Below are 24,674 nucleotides of genomic sequence, written 5' to 3' on the forward strand. Positions count from 1 at the left end.
AGGATTCCCGCCATGCAATCGGTCATCGCGCAGGCAAAGCGCATCGTCGTCAAAGTCGGCTCCAGCCTGGTCACCAATGATGGCAAGGGACTGGACCACGACGCCATCGCCCGCTGGGCATCGCAGATCGCCAAACTGCGCGTGGCGGGCAAGGAAGTGATGCTGGTCAGCTCCGGCGCCATCGCCGAAGGCATGCAGCGCCTGGGCTGGGTGCGCCGGCCGAAGGAAATCCACGAGCTGCAGGCCGCCGCCGCCGTCGGCCAGATGGGCCTGGCGCAGGTCTATGAAAGCCAGTTCACGCGCTACGGCATCCGCACCGCGCAGGTGCTGCTGACCCACGCCGACCTGGCCGACCGCGAGCGCTACCTGAACGCGCGTTCCACGCTGCTGACGCTGCTTTCACTGGGTGTGGTGCCGATCATCAACGAGAACGACACCGTGGTCACCGACGAAATCAAGTTCGGCGACAACGACACGCTCGGCGCGCTGGTGACCAACCTGATCGAAGGCGACGCGCTGGTGATCCTGACCGACCAGCGCGGCCTGTACACTGCCGACCCGCGCAAGGACCCGGCGGCGCAGTTCGTCGACGAGGCCATGGCCGGCACGCCCGAACTGGAAGCCATGGCGGGTGGCGCCGGCACCTCGATCGGGCGCGGCGGCATGCTGACCAAGATCCTGGCGGCCAAGCGCGCCGCCAAGTCCGGCGCACACACCATCATCGCGTCCGGGCGCGAGGCCAACGTGCTTGAGCGGCTGGCCGCGGGCGAGGCCATCGGCACCCAGCTGCTGGCGCCGACCGGCCGGCTCACGGCGCGCAAGCAATGGATGGCCGACCACCTGCAACTGCGCGGGCGCGTGGTGATCGACAACGGCGCGGTCGAAAAGCTGACCGGCGGCGGCAAGTCGCTGCTGCCGATCGGCGTGGTCGAGGTGCAGGGCGAATTTGCCCGCGGCGAGGTGATCGCTTGCGTCGACCCGCAGGGCAAGGAAGTGGCGCGCGGCATCACCAACTATTCGAGCGCCGAGGCGCGGCTGATCGCGCGCAAGCCTTCATCGGAGATCGAGTCGGTGCTGGGCCACCTGAACGAGCCCGAGCTGATCCACCGCGACAACCTCGTGCTGGTCTGAGCGGCACCAGAGCGCCACCGAGCGCTCCAGCAAAAACGGCGGAACTGCCAGGCAGTCCCGCCGTTTTTTCTTACCCGATGCCGCCCGGCTCAGCGTCTGCTGGGCGCGCGCGATTGCAGCTCGCGCACCATGTCTTCCGGCTTGCCGGCCACCGTGCGGCCCTGGCAGAAGAACTCGATGGCCAGCGTGGCAGCGTAGGCGTTGCGCACGCCGGTTTCCATGCGGTGCCAGGCCTCGCCGTAGTTGCTGGTGTTTGGCACCCATTCGGTGGCGCCCTTGGGCAGCGTGGCGTAGAGCTTGCGCTCGAATGCGTCGCAGCGCATGCCTTCGAAGGTCACGTTGCGGGCGCCGCTCTGGCTGGTGGTGACCACGGTGTAGCGCACCACGTTGTCCTTGCCGACCGAGACCGACTTGCTGTCCACCGCGAACGACAGCGTTCCGGTGCCGGAGACCGAGAACGGAACCAGGTTGGCATCCTGCGGCGGCGCCGGCAGCATCGCCTTCGCTTCCTCGAAGGTCTTGGGCGCGAAGGGGCTGAGCCAGGTACTTTCTTCTTCCGCCATCTCCTTGCCGGTGGTCTTGCAGCCCGCCAGCGCCAGCGTGGCGGCGGCAAGCAGCAGGCCGGCAGCGGTCAGGCCGCCGCGGCGGCCCGGGCCGGTGCAACTAGTCATCAGTACTCCGTGCGTTGGTAACCGGCGCGGCCGGCGAAACGGTCTCTTGCGCAGCCGCGCTGCCGCCATCGGCGGGCCTTGGCGGCTGGCCGGCGACTGCGGGCGCAATGCCGCGCTGGCCGCCGCCATGGCGGCCATGCGCATGCGTGCCATAGGGGCTCAGCGGCACGCGCGGATGCCGGTTCAGGAAGCGCGACAACTCCGTCAGCGCCATCTGGTAGACATCGCGCTTGAACTCGATCACCGCATCCAGCGGCACCCAGTAGTGGCTCCAGCGCCAGGCGTCGAACTCCGGATGGTCGGTTGCCCGCAGGTGAATATCGCAGTCCCTGCCCGCCATGCGGAGCAGGAACCAGATTTGTTTCTGGCCCCTGTAGTGGCCGCGGATCTCGCGGCGGATGAACTTGTCCGGCACCTCGTAACGCAGCCAGTCGCGCGTGCGACCAACGATCCTGACGTGCTCCGGGAGCAAGCCGGTTTCCTCATGCAGTTCGCGGTACATGGCCTGTTCCGGCGTCTCGCCGTACTTGATGCCGCCCTGCGGAAACTGCCAGGAGTGTTCGCCGATGCGCTTGCCCCAGAAAACCTCGTTGCGTGCGTTGAGGAGGATGATGCCGACGTTCGGGCGAAAGCCTTCACGATCGAGCATGACTGCACCTCGAATCCTTTAGAATTACGCTGATTATAAAGGAAGCGCGCAGCCGGGCTCTGGCGGGGGGATGCTGGTTTTCCCCGAGCAGAAGGGCAGTTTCAGGCGCGTGCGCGACAAATCAGTGCCGCCGCTCCCGGAATTGGCCGGGCAGGCGTTGCGGCCTCGAGAGAAAGCTACGGATGAAAGCCTCGCAATTCTTCATTTCCACCCTCAAGGAAGCGCCCGCCGACGCGGAAATCGTGTCGCACAAACTGATGATGCGCGCCGGCATGATCAAGAAGCTGGGCGCCGGCATTTACACCTACATGCCGATCGGGCTGCGCGTGATCCGCAAGGTGGAGAACATCGTGCGCGAGGAAATGAACCGCGCCGGCGCGGTGGAAATGTCCATGCCGGTGATCCAGCCGGCAGAGCTGTGGCAGGAGACCGGCCGCTGGGACAAGATGGGCCCCGAACTGCTGCGCCTGAAGGACCGCCACGAGCGCGACTTCGCCGTGCAGCCCACCTCGGAAGAGGTGGTGACCGACATCGCCCGCAGCGAGATCCGCAGCTACAAGCAGCTGCCGCTCAACTTCTACCAGATCCAGACCAAGTTCCGCGACGAGCGCCGGCCGCGCTTCGGCATCATGCGCGGCCGCGAGTTCACCATGAAGGACGCCTATTCCTTCGACCGCGACACCGATGGCCTGCGCAAGTCGTACGAGAACATGTACGACGCCTACGTGCGCATCTTCAGCCGCTTCGGGCTGGAATTCCGCGCGGTGGCGGCTGACAACGGTGCCATCGGCGGTTCGGGTTCGCATGAATTCCACGTGATCGCCGATACCGGCGAGGACGCCATCGTCTACTGCCCGACCTCGGCCTACGCCGCCAACATGGAGGCCGCCGAGGCGCTGCCGCTGCTGGCGGAGCGCGCCGCGCCCAAGCAAGACCTGGTCAAGACCTTCACCCCGGAGAAGGTCAAGTGCGAGCAGGTGGCCGAATTCCTGAACCTCCCGCTGGAGACCAACGTCAAGTCGATCGTGCTGGCCACGGAAAACGAAGCCGGCGTCCAGATCTGGCTGCTGCTGATCCGCGCCGACCATGAGCTGAACGAGGTCAAGGCCTCCAAGGTGCCGGGGCTGGCCGAGTTCCGCTTTGCCACCGAGAACGAGATCGTCGACGCCTTCGGCTCGCCCCCGGGCTACCTGGGCCCGATCGACATGAAGAAGCCGGTCAAGGTGGTGGCCGACCGCACCGTCGCCAACATGAGCGACTTTGTCTGCGGCGCCAACTACCGCGACTACCACTACACCGGCGTCAACTGGGGCCGCGACCTGCCCGAGCCGATCGTGGCCGACCTGCGCAACGTGGTGGCGGGCGATGCCTCGCCGGACGGCCAGGGCACGCTGGAGATCTGCCGCGGCATCGAGGTGGGCCACGTGTTCATGCTGGGCACGCGTTACTCGGAATCGATGAACGCCACCTTCCTGGACGAGAACGGCAAGACCCAGCCGATGCAGATGGGCTGCTACGGCATCGGCATCACCCGTATCCTGGGCGCCGCGATCGAGCAGAACTTCGACGAGCGCGGCATCATCTGGCCGGCTGCGATCGCGCCGTTCGAAGTGGTGATCTGCCCCGTGGGCTACGACCGCTCCGAGGCCGTCAAGGCAGAGGCCGACCGCATCCATGCCGAGCTGCTGGCTGCCGGCATCGACGTCATCATCGACGACCGCGGCGAGCGCCCGGGCGTGATGTTCGCCGACTGGGAACTGATCGGCGTGCCACACCGCGTGGTGGTGGGCGACCGCGGCCTGAAGGAAGGCAAGGTCGAATACCAGGGCCGGCGTGACGCGCAGGCCACCGCGGTCAGCGTGGCCGACGTGGTCAGCCACGTGCGCAACCAGCTGGCGAACTGAGCCCGATGCGCGCCGCACGCGCAATGCCTGCCGCCCGCCGCTTTGCCGGCGGGCTGCTGCTGGCGCTGGCCGCGGCGGCCGCGCATGCCGGCGCGCAGAAGGAAGAAGATCTGGCAGATTCCGTGCGCGGCGCGCTGGCCGCCGCGATTGCCGACGACCGGCCCACGCGGCCGGTCTTTGCTTCCGGCGGCGAGCGCCTGGCCTACCTGAAGTGGCTGGGCGAAATGTCTTCCCGCCTGGCCACGCGCATCCCCGAGCCGCAGGTGCGCGTGGAACTGATCGAGGTCGCCTATTACGAGGCCAAGCGCGCCGGGCTGGAACCCGCGCTGGTGCTGGGGCTGGTCCAGGTCGAGAGCAATTTCCGCAAGTACGCGATCAGCTCGGCCGGCGCGCGCGGGCTGATGCAAGTGATGCCGTTCTGGGTCCGCGCCATCGGCGACAACGACCCGCGCAAGCTGTTCCACCTGCAGAGCAACCTGCGCTACGGCTGCACCATCCTGCGCTACTACCTCGACCGCGAGCAGGGCGACCTGTACCTGGCGCTGGGCCGCTACAACGGCAGCCGCGGCCGCCCCGAATATCCCAACGCCGTACTGGCGGCGTGGAAGCGCTGGCAATATTCCGAAGCCTCGGTCACCGTCGCCGGCGATCCGGACAATGCACCGCCGCGCGCCCCGCGTGCGCTGCCGTCCGACCCGCCGGAACGCAACCCTTTCTCGCCGCGCCGCGTCGCCAACCCGTCATGATCCGCGAAGCATCCGTTGCCGGCGGCAAGGCCGGCGGCTATACCGAATCCTCGCCCGAACTGGAGCAATGGCTGGCCCGGCATGTCGCGCAGGGCTTTGGCGCCGATGCACTGGTGCTGTCGATGCTGCGTTCGGGCTATGACGACAGCTTTGCGCGCCGGGCCGTGGCGGCGGCGTTCGGTGCGGACACTGCAGCGCGCGGCCCGGCCAAGCCGGAGCCGGCGCGCACGGCGGCACCCCGGGCCAAGACCACCGCGGCATCCTATCTGGCCGACGGCGGCGATCGCCAGGTGCCGATCCTGTTCCGGCTCGCCTCGCCGCAGATCCGCCTGTACCAGCAATTGCTGAGCGCCGAAGAATGCGACGCGCTGGTGGCGCTGTCGCGCGGCCGGCTGGCACGCTCGCCGGTGGTCAACCCCGATACCGGGGACGAGAACCTGATCGACGCCCGCACCAGCATGGGCGCCATGTTCCAGGTGGGCGAGCATGCGCTGATCGAGCGCATCGAGGCGCGCATCGCCGCGGTCACCGGCGTGCCGGCCGAACACGGCGAAGGCTTGCAGATCCTCAATTACAAGCCCGGCGGCGAATACCAGCCGCATTTCGATTTCTTCAACCCGCAGCGGTCGGGCGAGGCACGCCAGCTGACCGTAGGCGGCCAGCGCATCGCCACGCTGGTGATCTACCTGAACACGCCCGAGGCCGGGGGCGCCACCGCGTTTCCGCGCGTGGGGCTGGAAGTGGCGCCGGTAAAGGGCAACGCGGTCTACTTCAGCTACCTGCTGCCCGACGGCGCGCTGGACGAGCGCACGCTGCATGCCGGCCTGCCGGTGGCGGCGGGGGAGAAGTGGATTGCCACCAAGTGGCTGCGCGAGCGCCCGTATCGCAGCGAGGCCTGACCGCCCCCGTCCGACCTCTCCAGGCAAGCCATGCGCGGTCATCAGCGTGGAGCATTGGCCGAGCCGATCCTGTATCGGCGATTTAGTGGAAAAGTGTACCGGTACTGTACCGGAAACTGACCGTAGACTGATTTCCTGAACGCCCCTGGAGTCAGTCATGGAAGTATCCCAACTTGCCGCCGGCACTGGTGTCTTTGCCGCCTTCGCCGGCTTTGCGCTGGTGTCGTCTATCACCCCCGGTCCGAATAACACGATGCTGCTGGCTTCCGGCGTGAACTTCGGGTTCTTGCGCACGGTGCCGCACCTGCTCGGCGTCAGCATTGGCTTTGCGCTGATGGTGGCGCTGGTAGGGTTGGGGCTGGGCTCGCTCTTCCACGCCTTCCCGTGGACCTGGCAGGTGCTGCGCGTGGCGGCGACTATCTATCTGGTGTGGCTGGCGTGGAAGCTCGCCACGGCCGGCGGCGTGCAGGACCAGCAGGTGGCGCGGCCGATGGGCTTCTGGGCCGCGGCGGCGTTCCAGTGGGTCAATCCCAAGGCGTGGGTGATGGCCGTAGGCGCGTGTAGCACCTATGTGTTGCACGGCAACCTGTGGCTCAACGTGCTAATGCTGGCCGGAATATTCGGGGTGGTGAACCTGCCCAGCGTGGCGATGTGGGCGTTGTGCGGCTCGGCGCTGCGGCGCTGGCTGGCGCAGCCGAAAGTGCTGCGCGCGTTCAATGTCGGGATGGCGGTGTTGCTACTGGCGTCGCTGTGGCCGATTTTGGGCTCGCACCACGCGTGATGTATCTTCTCCCCTCTCCGGTCTGTACAGGGGAGAGGGGAGAAAATCCTCAGCGACCCAAGATCAAATCAGCGCCCGGATCGCGCCCAGATTCCGCCAATACCCCTTGGCATCCATCCCGCACCCAAACACATAGCGATCCGGCACCGCAAAGCCGCAGAAGTCCGGATGCATCGGCTTGAGCTTGGTCAGCGTCTTCTCGCACAGCACCGCGGCGTGGAATTCCCTGGCGCCCATGTCCATGATGCGCTCGCGGATCGCGGCCATGGTTTCGCCTTCATCCAGGATGTCGTCCAGCACGAGCACCACGCGGTCCTTGACCGACTCGCGCGGTGCCACGCGCCACTGCATCTCGCCCCCAACGGTCTTGTTGTTGTAGCGCGAGAGGTGGATGTAGTCGAACTCAAGCGGGAACGCCAGCTTGGGCAGCAGCATGCCGGTGAACACCACCGCGCCGCCCATCACGGATAGCACCAGCGGGAAGGCATCGCCCATCTTGGCGGTGATCTCGGCGGCCATGCGGTCCAGCGATGCCTGGACTTCCTCGGCCGAGACGATTTCTTCGGAGTTGGCCCACAGTTCGCGGGCCTGTACGGCGCTCATCATGATGTCTTTCCTGTTCTTTTGCGGGGGAGGCGGATCGTAGTGCAGCCCGGGCTCAACGATTGAAGAGGCCCTTCATGCCGCCCTTCATCGCGCCCATCTGGCGCATCATCTTCATCATGCCGCCGCCCTTGAGCTTTTTCATCATGGATTGCATCTGGTCGAACTGGTTCAGCAGGCGGTTGACTTCCTGAACCGGCACGCCGGCGCCGGCGGCAATGCGGCGCTTGCGGCTGGCCTTGATCAGGTCGGGCTTGGCGCGCTCGGCCGGCGTCATGCTGTTGATGATGCCTTCCATGCGGGCCACCTGCTTCTCGGCCTGGTCCATGTTGGCGCCCTGCGCCTGCTGGGCGAACTGCGCCGGCAGCTTGTCGACCAGGCTGGCCATGCCGCCCATCTTCTTCATCTGGCCGATCTGGGCCTTGAAGTCTTCCAGGTCGAAATCGCCGGTCTTCTTGATCTTCTTGGCCAGCTTCTCGGCCGCGTCCATGTCGACGCCGCGCTGGGCTTCCTCGACCAGCGCCATGATGTCGCCCATGCCCAGGATGCGCTGGGCCATGCGGTCCGGGTAGAACGGCTCCAGCCCGTCCAGCTTTTCGCCGACGCCGACGAACTTGATCGGCCGGCCGGTGATATGGCGCACCGACAGCGCGGCACCGCCGCGCGCATCGCCGTCCAGCTTGGTCAGCACCACGCCGGTCAGCGGCAGGGTGTCGTTGAACGCCTTGGCGGTGTTGACCGCGTCCTGGCCGAGCATGGCGTCGACCACAAACAGCGTCTCGGCGGGCTTCAGCTCAGCGTGCAAGGCGGCGATTTCCTGCATCATCAACTCGTCGATACCCAGGCGGCCAGCCGTATCGACGATCAGCACGTCGTGGTAATGCTTGCGCGCCCAGTCCACCGCCGCGCGGGCGATCTCGACCGGCTTCTGGTCCGGCTGCGACGGGAAGAAGTCAGCGCCGACTTGCTCGGAAACGGTCTTCAGCTGGGCGATAGCGGCGGGGCGGTAGACGTCGCAAGAAACCGTCAGCACCTTCTTCTTCTTGTTTTCCTTCAGCCACTTCGCCAGCTTGCCGACGGTTGTGGTCTTGCCCGCACCCTGCAGGCCGGCCATCAGGATGATGGCGGGCGGCTGCACGTTCAGGTTCAGCTCGGCTTCCTTGTTATTGCCGCCGGCGGCCTCGGCACCGCCGATGACCGAGGTCAGCTCGCGCTGGACCACGCCAACCAGTGCCTGGCCCGGCGTGAGGCTGGTGATCACATCCTCGCCCAGCGCCTTTTCCTTGACGCGGGCGATGAATTCGCGCACGACCGGCAGCGCCACGTCGGCTTCGAGCATGGCAAGGCGCACTTCGCGCAGCATCTCGGCGGTGTTGGCCTCGGTCAGGCGCGCCTCGCCGCGCATGGTCTTGACCACACGCGCCAGGCGTTGAGTGAGATTGTCCAGCATGGCAGGAATCGGGGGAGATATCGGAGCAGGGGCTCGGTCTGAAAACGGGGCAGGCCCGTGCCAGTTGCAGGCTGGAGCACCGGTTCAACCGGCCGCCACCGTCCGTGGGCACTAAGGTAAACTGCGCAAATGGTCATTGTACTGTATGCCCTGACGGCACTTCTCTATTGCGGCCTGGCCTGGCACGGCTGGGCCACGCGCCATGCCGGCGTTGCCTCTACGGCCGCCAAGGCGGGACAATCCGGCGGCGCGGCCTCGGCCGTGCTGGTCGCCGGCGGCCCCGGCAGCGCCCTGCCACCGGCGGGCGGCGCGCACGGCGAGGGCCGGCCGGCCTGGTGGCACATGCTGATGCTGGCGGCGCTGGCCTGCCACGGCATGCTGCTGCACGAAACCATCTTCCCGTCCGACCGCATGGTGTTCGGCTTTGCCTTCGCGCTGTCGGCCATGCTGTGGCTTGGCGTGGGCATCTACTGGATCGAGAGCTTCTTCTTCTCGCTGGCCGGGCTGGGGCTGATCGTGATCCCGGTGGCGCTGGTCGCGAGCCTGATGCCGCTGGCCTTTCCCGGCTCGCAGATCCTGGGCTACGCGGCGCAGCCGCTGTTCAAGCTGCACTTCATCATCGCCAACGTGGCGTACGGGCTGTTCACGCTGGCGGCGTTCCATGCCTTCCTGATGCTGCTGGCCGAGCGCCGGCTGCACGGTTTCCGCCACGTGCCGGCACGGCCGGCCGAGGCCAATGGCACGCAACCCAGCCAGTGGCTGGGCCGCTGGCTGGACCTGCTGCCGCCGCTGCTGACACTGGAGAAGCTGCTGTTCCGCCTGATCGGCGCCGGCTTCGTGCTGCTGACACTGACGATCGGCTCGGGCCTGCTGTTCTCCGAAGAACTGTTCGGCCGCGCTTTCCGGATGGACCACAAGACCGTGTTCGCGCTGATTTCGTGGGCCATGTTCGGCGGCATCCTGGCCGGGCGCATCTTCCGCGGCTGGCGCGGCAAGGTAGCGCTGCGCTGGGTGATCGCCTCGTTCGGCATCCTGCTGCTGGCCTATGTCGGCAGCCGCTTTGTGATTGAAGTAGTCCTGCACCGTTTCTGAGACACCATGGCACGTATCCTGATCCTGCTGGCCGTGGTGCTGGGCGTCTTCTGGTGGCTGCGCGCCCGCGCCGAAGCGCGGCTGGCACAGCAACGCGCGCGGCAGCAAGCCAGCGAAGCCGCCGCGCGCGCCCACGCCAATGCCGGCCAGCCCGCCGACGCTGAACCGATGGTCCAGTGCGCCCAATGCGGCGTACACCTGCCGATGGGCGAAGCCATCGCCTGGCGCGGCCTGCACTACTGCCGCCGCAGCCACCTGCCTGACGAGGCCAGCCACACCGACGGCGGCGGCGCGCGCCCATGACCGAACCGGCGCCGTCAGGCTGGCAGCGGCTGAACGCCTGGCGCGGCCTGGCGCAGCTGTGGCGTCAGCCTGAACCGCCCGAATTCCACTGGCGCCTGCTGCGCTATTTCTGCTGGACCCGTGTGGCCGTGGGTCTGCTGCTGCTTGGCTATGCGCTGATGCGGCGCGGCGAGCCCGCGCCGGCGCCATTGCCGCCATTGCCGCATTCGTTGCTGCCGGATCTGCCCTTCGGGCTGGCCAGTGTCGAGCATGCGGCGGCCATGACGGTCGCCGTGCCTTACCTTGGCATTGCGCTGGCGATGCTCGCCGGCACGCTGTGGCGCCGCCATTTCCACCTGCGTGTGCGCGTGCAGGTGCTGGCTGACCTGGCGCTGCTGGCGCTGGTGTTCCACGCCATGGGCCACCCGGCCAGCCAGGGCCAGGCCGACGGCCTCGCCATGATCTTCCTGCTGCCCGCGCTCGAAGCCGGTGCGCTCACCAGTCTGCCGTTCGCGCTGTTTGCCGCGTCGATCTCCGCGCTGGTGGTGATGGGCGGCCCCTTCATGCACACCATCCTGCTGCGACAGGCCGATGCCGGGCTGCTGGGCTCGGGCCTGTTCGGCCTGGTGTTCATGATCGCGGCGCTGCTGATGTACATGCTGGCCAACCGCCAGCTCGCGCAGGAGCGGCTGGCGCTGGCGCGCGAGCAGGAATTGCGGATGCAGCAGCTGGTCAACCGGCTGATGGTCAACGACATGCAGGACGGCGTGATGCTGGTGCGCGCCAACGGCGCCGTGGTGGCGGCGAACCCGGCGGCGGTGGTGCTGTTGGGCGTGCAGGCGCATGAGCGCATCTATTCGCGCCGGCTGGGTGCGCCGGCGGGGCAGGGCCGCGATGGCGACACCGTGCTGTTCGACCTGCGCCGCATCCCGCGCCTGCAGCCGCTGATGGAAATGCTGCGCGACTGGCTGCGCAGCAAGGACGACGTGCCGCGCATCCTGCAATTGCTGCCGATGGCGTCCGGCACCGCCCTGGCCGACGGCACCATGCAGCACACCCGGCTGCGGCTGCGTTTCGTGCTGCCGGGGCTGGCGGGATTGCGCTCGACGCTGGCGCACGGGCGCACCGTGCCGTCGCATCTCGATACCGCTGCCTGGAACGAACTGTCCCCCGAGGCCGCCGCCCGCCTGCGCCTGGCCATCGCGCAGAACGAGGCCATGGCCTGGTCGCAGGAAGACGAAGCGCTGCTGCGCAGCGAGATGCGCGATACCGTCCTGGTCCATATCGAAAGCTGGGAGCGCATCGCCGAACAGGTGCAGCAGGAAAAGCTGGCCGCGATGGGCCGGCTGGTGGCCAGCATCGCGCACCAGATCCGCAACCCGCTGGCGGCCATCAGCCAGGCCAGCGAGCTGCTGGCCGACTCCGCGCGGCAGGGGCCTGTCGCCACGGATCGGTCAGACAACACCGGCGGTGCCGATGTCGATATCGATGCGCGCCTGCTGCGCATCATCCACGACAACGTGCGCCGGCTCGACCAGGTGGTGTCCGATGTGCTGCAGATGTCGCGCCGCCCGCGCACCGGCCGCAGCACCGTGCACCTGGCGCAGGCGCTGCCCGAGATCGTCGAGCGCTGGCGCCTGGAAATGCGTTCGCGCCGTCCGCAGGCCGGCGAGACCCGCCCGGCCGGCCGCGCCGACATCAACGCCAACGCCATCCGCCTGACCGTGGACGTGGCCCAGCCGGTGGTGTTCGACGCCGCGCAGCTGCAGCAGGTGCTGGGCAACCTGCTCGACAATGCCTGGCGCTACTGCAGCCGGCTGCCGGGCTCGATCCGGCTGCTGGCGCACGCGCTGGACCAGCACCATGCCGAGCTGATCGTCTGGAACGACGGCGCCGAGGTCTCGCGCGAGCACCAGCGCAGCCTGTTCGAGCCGTTCTTCACCAGCAACGCCCAGGGCACCGGCCTGGGCCTGTTCATGGCGCGCGAGCTGTGCGGCGCCAACGACGCGCAGGTGCGCTACGGCGCGGTCTCGGTGCCGTCGCTGATCGAGCGCACCGGCGTGCTGGCCGCGGCCGCGCGCGATACACTGCCGGCCAAGGCCTTCGTGCTGACGCTGCGCATCGAGACCGCCGACGCGGCCGTCGCATGAACGGCGTCCGTCCATCCACACCCACCGCCATGCCACCCCGAACGCCCGATCCCATTCTCGTCATCGACGACGAGGCCGACCTGCGCGAGCTGCTCGACATCTCCATCCGGCGCATGGGCCATGACGTGGTGCTGGCAGGCTCGCTGGCCGAGGCGCGGCAAAAGCTGGCGCAGGGCCGCTACAGCCTGGTGCTGACCGACATGCGGCTGGGAGACGGCCTGGGCATCGAGATCGTGCGGCAGCTGTCGGCCGCGCCCGAACGCATCCCGGTGGCGGTCATCACCGCCTACGGCAGCGCCGACAACGCCGTCGAGGCGCTCAAGGCCGGCGCCTTCGACTACATCGCCAAGCCGGTCTCGCTGGAGCAGTTGCGCAGCCTGGTGCTCAATGCGCTCGGCCGCCAGCAGCGCGACAGCACCGAAGCCGATGCCGGCGGCAGCGCCGGCGCGGATGCCGCCGCCGACCGGGCCGCGGCGTTGCTGCCCGGCCATTCCGCCGCCATGCACGAGGTGCGCCGCTCGCTGTCGCGGCTGGCGCGCAGCATGGCCCCGGTGGTCATCAGCGGCGAATCCGGCAGTGGCAAGGAGCGCGCCGCGCGCGCCATCCACGCGATCAGCGCGCGCGCCTCGCACCCGTTTATCGCGGTCAACTGCGGCGCCATCCCCGAGACGCTGATGGAGTCGGAGTTCTTCGGCCACGTCAAAGGCGCCTTCACCGGCGCCGATGGCGAGCGCGGCGGTTTTTTCCACGCGGCCAACGGCGGCACGCTGCTGCTCGACGAGGTGGCCGACCTGCCGCTGGCCATGCAGGTCAAGCTGCTGCGCGCGCTGCAGGAGCGCCGCGTGCGCAAGATCGGCGCCAGCCGCGAAGATGCCGTGGATGTGCGCGTGATGTGCGCCAGCCACAAGGACCTGGCCGCGATGGTCGCCGCCGGCCAGTTCCGCCAGGACCTGTATTACCGCCTGAACGTGCTGGCGCTGCGCATGCCCACGCTGCGCGAGCGCGGCGAAGACATCCCGGTGCTGGCGCGCGCCATCCTGGACCACCTGGCCGTGCGCTACGGCGACCCCCATCCCAAGCGCCTGGCGCCGGCCGCGCTGGAACAGCTGGCCGCCTACCGCTTCCCCGGCAACGTCCGCGAGCTGGAGAACCTGCTCGAGCGCGCCTATGCCTTTGCCGAGAGCGAGCAGATCGAGGTGGCCGACCTCGGCTCGCTGGATGCCGGCGCGCCCGGCGCCGGGCTGACGGCGCCCGCGCCCGCGATGGCGTCACCGTTGCCTGCGACCCAGTACGCCCCCTGGGGCGCACCGGGAGTGTGGGCGCCGATGCCGCCCGCGGCGACGCCCGCGCCCGCGATAGTGGCCGAACCCGCTGCCGCGCCACAGCCCGCCTCACAGCCCGCCGCACCGTCCACCGCCCAGCCCGAGCCCGCCGGTGATGCCACCGAGCGCGCCTGCCGCGGAATCGTCTTCCCGATCGACCTGCCGGCCCGGCTCGAAGCTGTCGAGCGCGAGCTGATCCTGCAGGCGCTGGCGCAGACCAATTTCAACCGCACCGCCGCCGCGCCGCTGCTGGGCCTGAACCTGCGCCAACTGCGCTACCGCATCCAGCAGCTGGGCATCCGCGAAGCCATGGACGCCGCCGACCGCGGCGTGGCCGAGAACGCCGGCGACGGCACGGGCGAGGGCACGCCATGACCACCCCCAGTCAGCCCAACCTGCCCGCGTCGGCGCAGGCTTTCCTGCCCGACGCCGACGGCTGGGTGCCGGCCGCCCGGCGCGTGCCGTCGCCCAATTTCGACCAGCGCCCGCCGGGTATGCCGGTGGACCTGGTGGTGCTGCATAACATCAGCCTGCCGCCCGGCCAGTTCGGCAGCGGCGACATCGAGGCGTTCTTCCAGAACCGGCTCGACCCGGACAAGCATCCGTTCTTTGCCACCATCCACCAGGTCCAGGTGTCCGCGCACTTCCTGGTGACGAGGCAGGGGGAGCTGGTGCAGTTCGTGCCGTGCACGCAGCGGGCCTGGCATGCCGGCCAGTCGGACTTCTTTGGCCGCACGCGCTGCAACGACTTCTCGATCGGCATCGAGATCGAGGGTTGCGACGACCTGCCGTTCACCTCCGCCCAATACGACACCGTGGCCGCGCTGGTGCCGGCCCTGATGGCGGCCTACCCGGTACGGGCGATCGCCGGCCACAGCGACATTGCTCCGGGACGCAAGACCGATCCTGGCCCGCATTTCGACTGGGACCGCTTCGCCGCCAGTGCAGCCGTGCCGCAAGGCATGTTGCCCTATCGGCACCCCTGCGCGTGATCCGTTCGTAACGTCATTCCCTGCGGTCGTGCGCCCAGTCGTGCGCCCCATTCCGGCGCACATGCCCCAAGCAGATTAGGGGCTATCGCATGCTCGCAACAATCAAAAAAATTTTTGTGAAATGTGCAGTTGCGAATGGTTTCTCTGAAACCCTTGTGTGCACTAGGCTCCCGGGCATGTGGCGCTGCCGCACCCGCCAGCTTCGCCCGGAAACGACCCCGAAATAGCGGTTGTCAAGACTGGTCATTCGGATTCGTTTCACTATACTTAGCCCAGTTTTCAGCAGCACCCACTATATCTAGTAGTCAAACCGGGGAGCTGGCCCCTGAGGTGGCGGTTGTGCAGTGAGTGCAACCCGTCAGGAAACCTCCGCAAGGCTGGCGAATCACAAAGAGTCCCTGGCGAAATGTTCACGCAGAGGCAGTTTGTCCGTGCGCGGTCACACCGAAACGGATTCTTCTTTCCGCCGCATTTCGCCAGGGACTCTTTTGTCTCTTATATCCAGGCTAAGAACAGGACTTCACATGCAAACGGCCCAGAACGAACTCACCACGGGTAGCGCCGCCGCAGGCGTTGCCAACCAGGCACCGAACGCACAGCAGACCTCCAGCGCCGCTTCCACCAACTACCCGGATCACAAGATCATCCGTCGTAACGGCGCCGTGGTGGCGTTCGAGCCGTCCAAGATTGCCGTGGCCATGACCAAGGCCTTCCTCGCCGTGAACGGCGGGCAGGGCGCCGCCAGCGCGCGCGTGCGCGAGATCGTCGAGCAGCTGACCGACAACGTGGTGCGCGCACTGGTGCGCAGCCGCCCGAGCGGTGGCGCCATCCATATCGAAGACGTGCAGGACCACGTGGAACTGGCGCTAATGCGCTCGGGCGAGCATGAAGTGGCCCGCGCCTACGTGCTCTACCGCGAAAAGCGCAAGGCAGAGCGCGCCAGCGCCAGCGCCGAGGCCGTGGCCCGCGTGCAGGAAGCCGGCATCAACATCAACGTGACCGACGCCGGCGTGAGCAAGCCGCTCGACATCGTCGCGCTGCACGCCCTGCTCGACAACGCCTGCGCCGGCCTGGGCAAGGCCGTCAGCGCCGAGCCGATCCTCAAGGAAACGCTCAAGAACCTGTACGAAGGCGTGCCGATGACGCAGGTGTACGACTCCGCCATCCTGGCCGCGCGTACCCTGATCGAAAAGGACCCGGACTACAGCCAGGTCACCGCCCGTATCCTGCTGCACACCATCCGCAAGGAAATCCTGGGCGCCGAAGTGACGCAGGCCGAAATGACCACGCGTTACGCCGAGTACTTCCCGAAATTCATCGCGCGCGGCATCAAGGCCGAGCTGCTGGACGAGAAGCTGGCCACCTTCGACCTGGCCCGCCTGGGCGCCGCGCTGGACGCCGGCCGCGACTTCCAGTTCAACTACCTGGGCCTGCAGACGCTGTATGACCGCTACTTCCTGCACATCGACGAGACCCGCATCGAGATGCCGCAGGCATTCTTCATGCGCGTCGCCATGGGCCTGGCCCTCAACGAAACCGACCGCGAAGCGCGCGCCATCGAGTTCTACCAGCTGCTGTCGTCGTTCGACTTCATGTCGTCCACGCCGACCCTGTTCAACTCGGGCACCCAGCGCTCGCAGCTGTCGTCGTGCTACCTGACCACCGTCTCGGACGACCTGGAAGGCATCTACGAAGCGCTCAAGGAAAACGCGCTGCTGTCCAAGTTCGCCGGCGGCCTGGGCAATGACTGGACCAACGTGCGCGCGCTCGGCTCGCACATCAAGGGCACCAACGGCAAGAGCCAGGGCGTAGTCCCGTTCCTGAAGGTGGTGAACGACACCGCCGTGGCCGTGAACCAGGGCGGCAAGCGCAAGGGCGCCGTCTGCGCCTACCTGGAAACGTGGCACCTGGACATCGAAGAATTCCTGGAGCTGCGCAAGAACACCGGCGACGACCGCCGCCGCACCCACGACATGAACACGGCCAACTGGATTCCGGACCTGTTCATGAAGCGCGTGATGGAAAACGGCGAATGGACGCTGTTCTCGCCGTCCACCTGCCCGGACCTGCACGACAAGGTCGGCAAGGCGTTCGAACAAGCCTACCTCGGCTATGAAGCCAAGGCCGCCAGCGGCGAACTGAAGCTGTTCAAGAAGGTCCCGGCCATGCAGCTCTGGCGCAAGATGCTGGGCATGCTGTTCGAAACCGGCCACCCGTGGATCACCTTCAAGGATCCGTGCAACATCCGCAGCCCGCAGCAGCACGTCGGCGTCGTCCACAGCTCCAACCTGTGCACGGAAATCACGCTGAACACCAATGACAGCGAAATCGCCGTCTGCAACCTGGGCTCGGTCAACCTGGTCGCCCACCTGGCCAAGCAGGCCGATGGCTCGTACGTGCTCGACCACGCCAAGCTGCAGAAGACCATCCGCACCGCCATGCGGATGCTCGACAACGTCATCGACATCAATTACTACGCTGTCGAGAAGGCCCGCAACTCGAACCTGCGCCACCGTCCGGTCGGCATGGGCATCATGGGCTTCCAGGACTGCCTGCACGTGCTGCGCACGCCGTACGCCAGCGACGCCGCGGTGAAGTTCGCCGACAGCTCGATGGAAGCCGTGTGCTACTACGCCTACCAGGCCTCCACCGAGCTGGCCGAAGAGCGTGGCCGCTACGAGACCTACACCGGCTCGCTGTGGGACCGCGGCATCCTGCCGCAGGATTCGCTCAAGCTGCTGGCCGAAGAGCGCGGCGGCTACCTGGACGTGGACCTGTCGAGCAGCATGGACTGGGACAGCCTGCGCGCCCGCATCAAGCAGCACGGCATGCGCAACTCGAACTGCATCGCGATCGCGCCGACCGCCACGATCTCGAACATCATCGGCGTGTCCGCGTGCATCGAGCCGACGTTCCAGAACCTGTACGTCAAGTCGAACCTGTCGGGCGAGTTCACCGTGGTCAATGACTACCTGGTGCGCGACCTGAAGGAACGCGGCCTGTGGGACGAAGTGATGGTCGCCGACCTGAAGTACTTCGACGGCTCGCTGTCGCGCATCGACCGCATTCCGCAAGACCTGCGCGACATCTACGCCACCGCGTTCGAAGTCGAGCCGACCTGGCTGGTCGAAGCCGCCAGCCGCCGCCAGAAGTGGATCGACCAGGCCCAGTCCCTGAACATCTACATGGCCGGCGCCTCGGGCAAGAAGCTGGACGACACCTACAAGCTGGCCTGGCTGCGCGGCCTGAAGACCACGTACTACCTGCGCACCATGGCTGCCACGCACGTGGAGAAGTCCACTGTGTCGCGCGGCTCGCTGAATGCGGTGTCGTCGGGTAGCGACAACAGCTCGGCACTGGAAGCCGCCGCTGCTTCCGCTCCGGCCATGCCGGAAGCCGAAGGCGCGGTCTGCACCATGCGACCGGGCGACCCTGGCTTCGAAGAGTGCGAAGCCTGCCAATAAGGCAAAAAGAAGACTAGAGAGCAAAAAACCGCCCCCTGTTTGCTCCCCTCTCCCGCTCGCGGGAGAGGGGCGGGGGTGAGGGCCGGCGCAGCAACGAAGTGAAGCGTCAAACCTGACCAACGACCGCGCCCCCCAAACCGAATCACGGAGAACAACATCATGCTGAGCTGGGACGACGACGTTCAAGCCACCCCGCAGGCCGCACCGCAGCCTGCCCTGCAACCCGCTGCATCGGCTGCCACCGCTGACCAGCAAGGCGTCCTGCCGCCGAGCGCCACGCAAGCCGGCATCCTGGGCAACAACCCCAACGCCGCCGCCGCGCAAAGCAACCGCCGCGTCAACGCCGCCGACAAGCGCGTCATCAACGGCTCGACCGATGTCAACCAGCTCGTGCCGTTCAAGTACAAGTGGGCGTGGGAAAAGTACCTGGCCGGCTGCGCCAACCACTGGATGCCGCAGGAAATCAACATGTCGCGCGACATCGCGACATGGAAAGACCCCAACGGCCTGACCGAAGACGAGCGCCGCATCATCAAGCGCAACCTCGGCTTCTTCGTCACCGCCGACTCGCTGGCCGCCAACAACATCGTGCTGGGCACCTACCGCCAGATCACCGCGCCGGAATGCCGCCAGTACCTGCTGCGCCAGGCCTTTGAAGAGGCCATCCACACGCACGCCTACCAGTACATCGTCGAATCGCTGGGCCTGAACGAAGCCGAGATCTTCAACGCGTACCACGAAGTGCAGTCGATCCGTGACAAGGACGAGTTCCTGATCCCGTTCATCGACACGCTGACCGACCCGTCGTTCAAGACCGGCACGCCGGAAAACGACCAGAAGCTGCTGAAGTCGCTGATCGTGTTCGCCTGCATCATGGAAGGGCTGTTCTTCTATGTGGGCTTCACGCAGATTTTGGCGATGGGGCGGCAGAACAAGATGACTGGGGCTGCGGAGCAGTATCAGTACATCCTGCGGGATGAGTCGCTGCACTGCAATTTTGGGATTGACCTGATCAATCAGATCAAGCTGGAGAATCCGCATCTTTGGACGGCGGAGTTTAAGGCTGAGATTACTGAGTTGTTCAAGAAGGCTGTTGATCTTGAATATCGTTATGCTGAGGACACCATGCCGCGTGGCGTGCTGGGGCTGAATGCGCCGATGTTCAAGTCTTACCTGCGCTTCATCTGCAATCGTCGGTGCCAGCAGATTGGGTTGGATCAGCTGTTCCCGAATGAGGAGAACCCGTTCCCGTGGATGAGTGAGATGATTGATCTGAAGAAGGAGCGGAACTTCTTTGAGACTCGGGTTATTGAGTATCAGACGGGTGGGGCGTTGAGCTGGGATTGAGGAAGAAGAAGCAAGCAGTTTGTCCAAATTCGTCGTAAAAAAGGGAGCCGAGAGGCTCCCTTTTTTCATATTTGGCATGCTCTCTACCGCTTTCGGGGGATGACCAATTCGATCGAGGAGTGGAAAAATGTTACGTACCGGAGTTCAATTATAGGTTCATTTTTCCGCGAGGCAGATTGTGCGAAGGCGGCCATGGTGAGCGCCCTTGCCGATGCCCGGCGCGCCATGCCGTCCGCTACGCTGATCGAAGCGGTTCCCGATCTGGTGGGACTTACCGATATCGCCGATGCCGTCGGCATGTCCCGCCAGAACATGCGCAAGTTGATGATCGGCTATCCCGAGTCTTTCCCGGCGCGGTGCATGAAGGCAGCACCACACTCTGGCACTTGCTGGATGTGCTGATATGGCTGGATCAGCGCGATTACAGCATTGACCCGATCCTGTTGGATGTCGCCGGCACGGCCATGCAATTCAATCTTGTCCGTTGCGCCAGTCAGGTGGTGCCTGCCATGGCGCGGGAGTTTCGGGCGCTGGTGGGGTAACGGCAACGCACTGGAAGTCACACGATTGTTCGATAGCCGGGGTGGGCGAGCGAATCGAACATCAGGTACGGGCAGACGAAGCCGCCAAAGTTCGCAAGGCAGTTGATCGCGCCGATGCACGCCGTGGCCGTCGTCCCGCCGAGCATGCCGTCGGCAACGTTTGCATGACCGGCGAGAAGCTGATGATCCTTGCCTGGTCACCCCGTGGTGTTCGCAACGCTCAGAGAATGCTCTTGGACCCTGCCGTTCGCGACGCGATATACGCGATCTGCCGCCTGGACCAGCGAATGGCGATGCGTAACCACTATCACCGTTGGTACCCGTTGCCGGACACGTGCGAAGATTCGCGCCTCGCGTTCTGGATCGAGCGAGGATGTGGGTTCATCCAGAATGATGACCGCCGGGCGGCGCGCGAGCGCACGGCCCAGCGCGACACGCTGGCGTTCCCCACCTGACAGGGCCCTGCCTTGAATGCCCAGCGGTCGATCCAGGATATCGCCGTTTCCGTCTGCGGCGATCTCATGCAGTTCAAGCAACGCAACGAGTTCGTGCAGCTTGTGGTCTGACGGCGGGTTGTCACAGCCGTAGGTCAGATTCGTCCTGAGTGAGCCGGTGAGGATCATCGGCGCCTGAGGCGCGACAGCGACTTCGCCAGCGATATCGCTGATGGACAGCTTGCCGACGTCCGCGCCAAAAAGGTAAACAGTGCCAGCTGCGGGGCGGGCGAGTCCGAGCATCAATTGGACCAGGCTCGATTTGCCCGCCCCCGATGGCCCGGTGAGCGCGACAAGCTCGCCCTGCCTGATAGTGATGTTCACGCGGCGCAAAATCTGCTTCTGGCCTTGTGTGACAACTGCGTGCTCGATGCGAAAGACTTCGTTCGCCGTCCGATCCATATGCAGGCTAGATTCTCCGCGCTCGACTGGTAGCTCCAGAAGCCCAAAGCTCTCGCGTAACGCGAGATGGTTGCGGCGCAAATCGGACAGCGATCCCGCAAGGGTAGTGAAAGGTATCGCCAGTGTCACGATGTAGCCAACAATCATGACGAAGTCGCCTGCGCGGAATGTCGAATGGATGGCGCCATATGCGGTCGTCACCGTGAAGAGCGTGAGCAAAAGGCCGGTGCAGATGGCTTGCGTCGCAAGCAGAAGTGCGAGCCGGGTGTTTCCGTGGGTCAATTTGCCGATATAGACATCAAGCGTGCGGTGCAACGCGGCATCCTCTCTCGCGTACGCGTTGTTGAGTTTGATGTCGAGCATGAAGCCGAGCTTTTCAACAAGATGGCTCGACAGCAGGTCGGCACAGCTGAAGATCTCCTCATGAGCGCTCTTGCTTTTGTCCGCGAGGAACCATGTCGCGGCGAAGAGAAGCAACATGGATACGGCAAATCCTAGAGCGAACGCGCCGTCGGTCAATTGCCACAGAACGACGCTGGACAGTATCAGCTGGAGAACAGTCGGGACTATTGCCCAGAACACAGCAAACGTGATTGCACTGAAAGCTGCACGACTTCGTGCGATGACTGAAACCAGGCTGCCCGGATCTTCTGCAGTCAGGCGCGGGTAGTCAACCCTGATGAGTCTGGCAAAGATGGCGTGATGGAATGCGGCATCACATCTTGCGAGAACGGCCGCGGAAAGCATGGCTTTCAGCCAATCGAACGCGCGAGCGGTGGTCCAGGCAAGTCCATAAGCGGCTGCGAGAAGTACCGGCGAACCTGTAGCGCTATGCGGGGCTTCCACAGATAGAGCATTGGTTGCCTCACCCAAGAGGTAGGGGACTAGCGTTGACAATGCCGCGCACAGCGCTACAAACAACGTTGCGCCGCAGAAGTGGATTGGCAAGGCCGGATATTTTCTGACCGAGATTCGGTAGGCGAAGATCCAGTCCTTATACAAATCCAAAAGAAACCTCATTGTCATCACCTTCAGGTATCAAAGTCATGTGGGACTCTGGACCAGCTTGGCATCGCCATGGCTTTGCATCGCGCATGACCCTGTTACACATTTCGACGAAGTCCATGCACGAACATTTCCACGGCATAGATCCGGGTAATCTCCATCAAGCCAGCGGGATATCCCAGTGCCGCGCGCTTTATGAGCTTGCTCAAGCTGACAACGTCGAGGAGCCCGGCAGACGCCGCCCACCCCTCCAGGCATGTCTCAAGGACGTGGGCGTTGTTCACTTTGATGCCCTGCAGCGCAGAGTGCATGATGTCGCCCTTGTCTGTCCGCCAGAGAGTTACCAAGCCTGACGCACGATACACAGCCTTCCGCACACTGAGCCGATTGTGGTCGGCGGAGAAGGCTTCCTCGAGATTCATTTGCATTGCATGCTCAACAATCGGTTGAGCAAGAAAGGGCATGACAGGCCGGCCTCCTTTCGGGTAGGGCTGCACCAGCGCGTCCTCAAGGACGGCCCCCAGCGCTGCGATCTGATATCGCCTGGCCGGCCTTAGTCTTAGTGTCGCGCCACGCAGTACATCGTCGTACAAGGTCGCGGGTCGCTCCCTTGGCGCTTGCTGTATAACTGTTTGAGCTTGTTGGGCGTGTGAACCACCGAGATGATCAAAGGCACCGCCGAATGCGAATTTCAGTACGCTGTATAACGGCAGACGGTAATGAATGGCAAGGTCCCTTAGCGCGGAGACGGCGCGCATCAGGTGCAGGCTCGCGGCGGCATCAACGACCACACAGAACGGTGGTGGGGCGAGATACAGCGAATCGCCCCCGTGACCATTCAACAATATGCCGCGTTCGACGGGGATGCCCGCTTTCTCCATGTCTTGGTCGCGCGCAAGAAAGCAAAGCTTTGTAGCGGGTTGCGCGACAGCTGGGATGGCATCTATGGAAGTGAATGGCAGCTTTGCCAACAGTGGATATGCCCTATGGTTTAGGCCGCAGTGCCTAGCGACATGCCGGGCGATCGCGACTTCGTTGGAAGACGCTCGCGTTGGATCGAAATGGGTGATGGCCAGTGTTCGCGTATTCAATTTGGCCCGCTGCAAAGCTACCGCAAGTGCGGTGGAATCCAGTCCACCAGAGAGCTCGAGAGTGATGGCATCCACGCCTCGCAACATCGAGCTGTGCACCATGGTGAGCAGATCTACGAAGTCTGCTTGATCGCGAGGTTTTCGTGAGGGCCAAGGTGACCAAGCGCGGAATAGTTCCGGAGCTGCAACGCGCTTCCAACGCAATGCGTGGCCCGGCGGGAGATGTGATACTCCTCTCCAGCCCGTTCCCGTTGATTCACCATATCCATGCGCGAGAAACTGATGCAGAAAAGAGAGATCTGGCTCACGGCAGGCGCCGCCCAACTGCGCGAAGTCGTCAATCCGGTTGCCGACGTGCAAGGTGCCGTCGGCAGCGAGGCGATAGAACACTGGATGCTGACCACAAGGATCGGCCAGGACCACAAACCTGTTCTGGAGTTTGTCGTAGACAATAATGAAGTATGGCCCCCAGAATTGCCTGCTAACGTTCTGGGGGACGGTCCGCGCTAGCTCAGCTACCCTTGCCGGAGATGCGGGGACCCCGCTTTCCAGACAGAAGACCTGACCCGCAACCAGCCAGGATGCTTCAATGGTTTCCCCAAAAGCGACAAGTGCGCCCTGCTCAGATGAAATCTCCGCGACGTGCTCGCCGTTGTTCGACCATGTGCGCGCACCCGAGCGTATCTCCATGGCACTTGAAGGCATGGGCTGCAATTTCGATCAGGCGAAGATCGTACCCAAAGCGATAACCCACCAGAGCCAATGCGCCTGACCACTCAAGGCACTTCGTCTTTCGGTAGTAAAGCATCAACGTTCGGCAGTAAGGCGTCTCGCCGGATTGAAGCAGCTTATTGAGCGTGCACAAGTCCGCCGAGAACTCACACCCAAAAGCGAACTTGGTGAGCTGGTTAGGGCCTTGAATGCGGCCTGCATGCACCAGATGCAAAGCACGCAATGCTAGCAGGACAAGGGTCGTACAGTGTGGAGTCGAAACATCTTGCTTCATTAAACGCCAACAGTTCTGGGAAACGCCGGTGTAATGAATGCGTCGGTTGCTGGTAATGGATGCTGGCGAGGCCGCAGGCGCCTGAGGGCTGACCAATGCAAGGCCGGGCCGTAAGATGCGGGAATAGACGCGCGTGTAGAAGAGTGCCGTCTGCAGCCCCAGGTTGGTGAGCCGATAGCGGTGGGTCTTGGGCACGCGCTCGTTGGGGTGCAGAATCGCCCCTTCTACGCGCATGCCTGGATTGAACATGAAGGGCATACCGTCGGCGACGACCCCGATCTACGCAAGCAGCTTGCTGTCATCCTCGAGATCAACTGACTAACGAGGCTCTGCCTCAGACCGACGAGTAGTACGGGTGACTGCGGAGCGCTGAGGGGGTAAGGTGGCTCCGGTCGAGCCGGCTGGGACAAGCCCAGCGATGTACGAGCTCGAAGCTCAATGGGGTCCGAAGACCCCGTGGACGACCGGAGCCAGACATGACGGTACCACACAGTGTGTGCGATGTTCTACGCGACCACGTCGTGCTCGAAAGCGAGTGCATCGACCGGATGTACCTCAACGTGTACGTGCCGCAGTTGCAGCGCGTAGGCGGCGTGGTGTGGTACCTGCGCGGCCACCTCGGTCAGCGCTTTGCCTCGACGGCGACGGTGG

At 65.1% G+C, this 24,674-nt stretch carries 23 protein-coding genes and 1 pseudogene; 15 read left to right on the plus strand and 9 right to left on the minus strand.

Annotation, left to right across the window (positions count from 1 at the left end; genetic code table 11):
- The first annotated feature begins 12 nt into the window (after positions 1-12).
- The gene (gene proB, locus K309_RS0120125; RefSeq protein ID WP_029048094.1) at positions 13-1,131 is read left to right on the plus strand and encodes a glutamate 5-kinase; all 1,119 of its coding nucleotides are present in this window, start codon (positions 13-15) and stop codon (positions 1,129-1,131) included.
- An 89-nt stretch (positions 1,132-1,220) separates the two neighbouring features.
- Here the strand turns inward: proB and K309_RS0120130 are convergent, their stop codons facing one another.
- Together K309_RS0120130 and K309_RS0120135 are read right to left on the minus strand one after the other, a co-directional pair.
- Positions 1,221-1,802, minus strand: coding sequence for a CNP1-like family protein (locus K309_RS0120130; RefSeq protein ID WP_029048095.1), 582 nt, complete (start codon positions 1,800-1,802; stop codon positions 1,221-1,223).
- Positions 1,795-2,451: an RNA pyrophosphohydrolase gene (locus K309_RS0120135; RefSeq protein WP_029048096.1), complete on the minus strand. Its 657-nt coding sequence runs from the start codon at positions 2,449-2,451 to the stop codon at positions 1,795-1,797. The genes K309_RS0120130 and K309_RS0120135 overlap by 8 nt, the downstream gene beginning before the upstream one ends.
- Positions 2,452-2,633: 182 nt before the next feature.
- Here K309_RS0120135 and K309_RS0120140 point away from each other — a divergent pair, with 182 nt between their 5' ends.
- The 4 genes from K309_RS0120140 (at position 2,634) to K309_RS0120155 (ending at position 6,781) form a co-directional block, all read left to right on the plus strand.
- Positions 2,634-4,355: a proline--tRNA ligase gene (locus tag K309_RS0120140; protein WP_029048097.1), complete on the plus strand. Its 1,722-nt coding sequence runs from the start codon at positions 2,634-2,636 to the stop codon at positions 4,353-4,355.
- A gap of 5 nt (positions 4,356-4,360) precedes the next feature.
- A complete protein-coding gene (locus K309_RS0120145; protein WP_029048098.1) occupies positions 4,361-5,101 on the plus strand; it encodes a lytic transglycosylase domain-containing protein in 741 nt (246 codons plus the stop codon).
- Positions 5,098-6,000, plus strand: a complete 903-nt coding sequence (locus K309_RS0120150; protein WP_029048099.1) for a 2OG-Fe(II) oxygenase — start codon at positions 5,098-5,100, stop codon at positions 5,998-6,000. Before K309_RS0120145 ends, K309_RS0120150 begins: the two co-directional genes overlap by 4 nt.
- Positions 6,001-6,157: 157 nt before the next feature.
- The gene (locus tag K309_RS0120155; protein WP_029048100.1) at positions 6,158-6,781 is read left to right on the plus strand and encodes a LysE family translocator; all 624 of its coding nucleotides are present in this window, start codon (positions 6,158-6,160) and stop codon (positions 6,779-6,781) included.
- Positions 6,782-6,844: 63 nt separating this feature from the next.
- Here the strand turns inward: K309_RS0120155 and K309_RS0120160 are convergent, their stop codons facing one another.
- The gene (locus K309_RS0120160; protein WP_029048101.1) at positions 6,845-7,387 is read right to left on the minus strand and encodes a hypoxanthine-guanine phosphoribosyltransferase; all 543 of its coding nucleotides are present in this window, start codon (positions 7,385-7,387) and stop codon (positions 6,845-6,847) included.
- A 52-nt stretch (positions 7,388-7,439) separates the two neighbouring features.
- Positions 7,440-8,834, minus strand: a complete 1,395-nt coding sequence (ffh, locus tag K309_RS0120165) for a signal recognition particle protein (RefSeq protein ID WP_029048102.1) — start codon at positions 8,832-8,834, stop codon at positions 7,440-7,442.
- A 129-nt stretch (positions 8,835-8,963) separates the two neighbouring features.
- On the opposite strand from ffh, the gene K309_RS0120170 reads away from it, so the two are divergent.
- From K309_RS0120170 to K309_RS43015, 9 genes are all read left to right on the plus strand, one after another.
- Entirely contained in the window at positions 8,964-9,926 is a 963-nt protein-coding gene (locus K309_RS0120170; RefSeq protein WP_029048103.1) for a cytochrome C assembly family protein, read from the plus strand.
- A 6-nt stretch (positions 9,927-9,932) separates the two neighbouring features.
- Complete coding sequence (locus K309_RS0120175; protein WP_029048104.1) at positions 9,933-10,229, plus strand: PP0621 family protein; 297 nt, start codon at positions 9,933-9,935, stop codon at positions 10,227-10,229.
- Positions 10,226-12,358, plus strand: a complete 2,133-nt coding sequence (locus K309_RS0120180) for a sensor histidine kinase (protein WP_029048105.1) — start codon at positions 10,226-10,228, stop codon at positions 12,356-12,358. Before K309_RS0120175 ends, K309_RS0120180 begins: the two co-directional genes overlap by 4 nt.
- Positions 12,359-12,387: 29 nt before the next feature.
- Positions 12,388-14,055: a sigma-54-dependent transcriptional regulator gene (locus K309_RS0120185; RefSeq protein WP_029048106.1), complete on the plus strand. Its 1,668-nt coding sequence runs from the start codon at positions 12,388-12,390 to the stop codon at positions 14,053-14,055.
- Positions 14,052-14,672: a 1,6-anhydro-N-acetylmuramyl-L-alanine amidase AmpD gene (ampD, locus tag K309_RS0120190; protein WP_029048107.1), complete on the plus strand. Its 621-nt coding sequence runs from the start codon at positions 14,052-14,054 to the stop codon at positions 14,670-14,672. Before K309_RS0120185 ends, ampD begins: the two co-directional genes overlap by 4 nt.
- A 524-nt stretch (positions 14,673-15,196) precedes the next feature.
- Positions 15,197-18,136, plus strand: a complete 2,940-nt coding sequence (locus K309_RS0120195) for a ribonucleoside-diphosphate reductase subunit alpha (RefSeq protein WP_029048108.1) — start codon at positions 15,197-15,199, stop codon at positions 18,134-18,136.
- 159 nt (positions 18,137-18,295) lie between these two features.
- Positions 18,296-19,483: a ribonucleotide-diphosphate reductase subunit beta gene (locus K309_RS0120200; RefSeq protein ID WP_029048109.1), complete on the plus strand. Its 1,188-nt coding sequence runs from the start codon at positions 18,296-18,298 to the stop codon at positions 19,481-19,483.
- 99 nt (positions 19,484-19,582) lie between these two features.
- Positions 19,583-19,885 (plus strand): hypothetical protein, encoded by a 303-nt coding sequence (locus K309_RS36915; RefSeq protein ID WP_232232429.1) that lies wholly within the window; start codon positions 19,583-19,585, stop codon positions 19,883-19,885.
- The gene (locus K309_RS43015) at positions 19,870-20,025 is read left to right on the plus strand and encodes a hypothetical protein (protein WP_232232430.1); all 156 of its coding nucleotides are present in this window, start codon (positions 19,870-19,872) and stop codon (positions 20,023-20,025) included. The genes K309_RS36915 and K309_RS43015 overlap by 16 nt, the downstream gene beginning before the upstream one ends.
- 17 nt (positions 20,026-20,042) lie before the next feature.
- Here the strand turns inward: K309_RS43015 and K309_RS43805 are convergent, their stop codons facing one another.
- The 5 genes and pseudogenes from K309_RS43805 to K309_RS42485 all read right to left on the minus strand — a co-directional run bounded on the left by K309_RS43805 (position 20,043) and on the right by K309_RS42485 (position 24,272).
- On the minus strand, positions 20,043-20,171 hold the full coding sequence (locus K309_RS43805; protein ID WP_255360117.1) for a hypothetical protein: 129 nt from the start codon (positions 20,169-20,171) through the stop codon (positions 20,043-20,045).
- 51 nt (positions 20,172-20,222) lie between these two features.
- On the minus strand, positions 20,223-21,941 hold the full coding sequence (locus K309_RS0120220; protein ID WP_232232431.1) for an ATP-binding cassette domain-containing protein: 1,719 nt from the start codon (positions 21,939-21,941) through the stop codon (positions 20,223-20,225).
- Between the two features lie 83 nt (positions 21,942-22,024).
- Positions 22,025-23,092 carry an asparagine synthase-related protein gene (locus K309_RS42475; protein ID WP_198030834.1) on the minus strand — a complete coding sequence of 356 codons (1,068 nt, stop codon included), beginning with the start codon at positions 23,090-23,092 and terminating at the stop codon, positions 22,025-22,027.
- 174 nt (positions 23,093-23,266) lie between these two features.
- Positions 23,267-23,722, minus strand: a pseudogene (locus K309_RS44305) (hypothetical protein); the annotation flags it as partial.
- Complete coding sequence (locus K309_RS42485) at positions 23,640-24,272, minus strand: hypothetical protein (protein WP_232232432.1); 633 nt, start codon at positions 24,270-24,272, stop codon at positions 23,640-23,642. The pseudogene K309_RS44305 and the gene K309_RS42485, both read right to left, overlap by 83 nt.
- Here K309_RS42485 and K309_RS44000 point away from each other — a divergent pair.
- Positions 24,231-24,341, plus strand: a complete 111-nt coding sequence (locus K309_RS44000; protein ID WP_198030835.1) for a lasso peptide biosynthesis protein — start codon at positions 24,231-24,233, stop codon at positions 24,339-24,341. The two genes, K309_RS42485 and K309_RS44000, sit on opposite strands and share 42 nt — an antisense overlap.
- The last annotated feature ends 333 nt before the right edge of the window (positions 24,342-24,674 follow it).

The organism is Cupriavidus phytohabitans, from assembly GCF_000426345.1.
In the GTDB taxonomy this organism is placed as follows: Bacteria; Pseudomonadota; Gammaproteobacteria; order Burkholderiales; family Burkholderiaceae; genus Cupriavidus.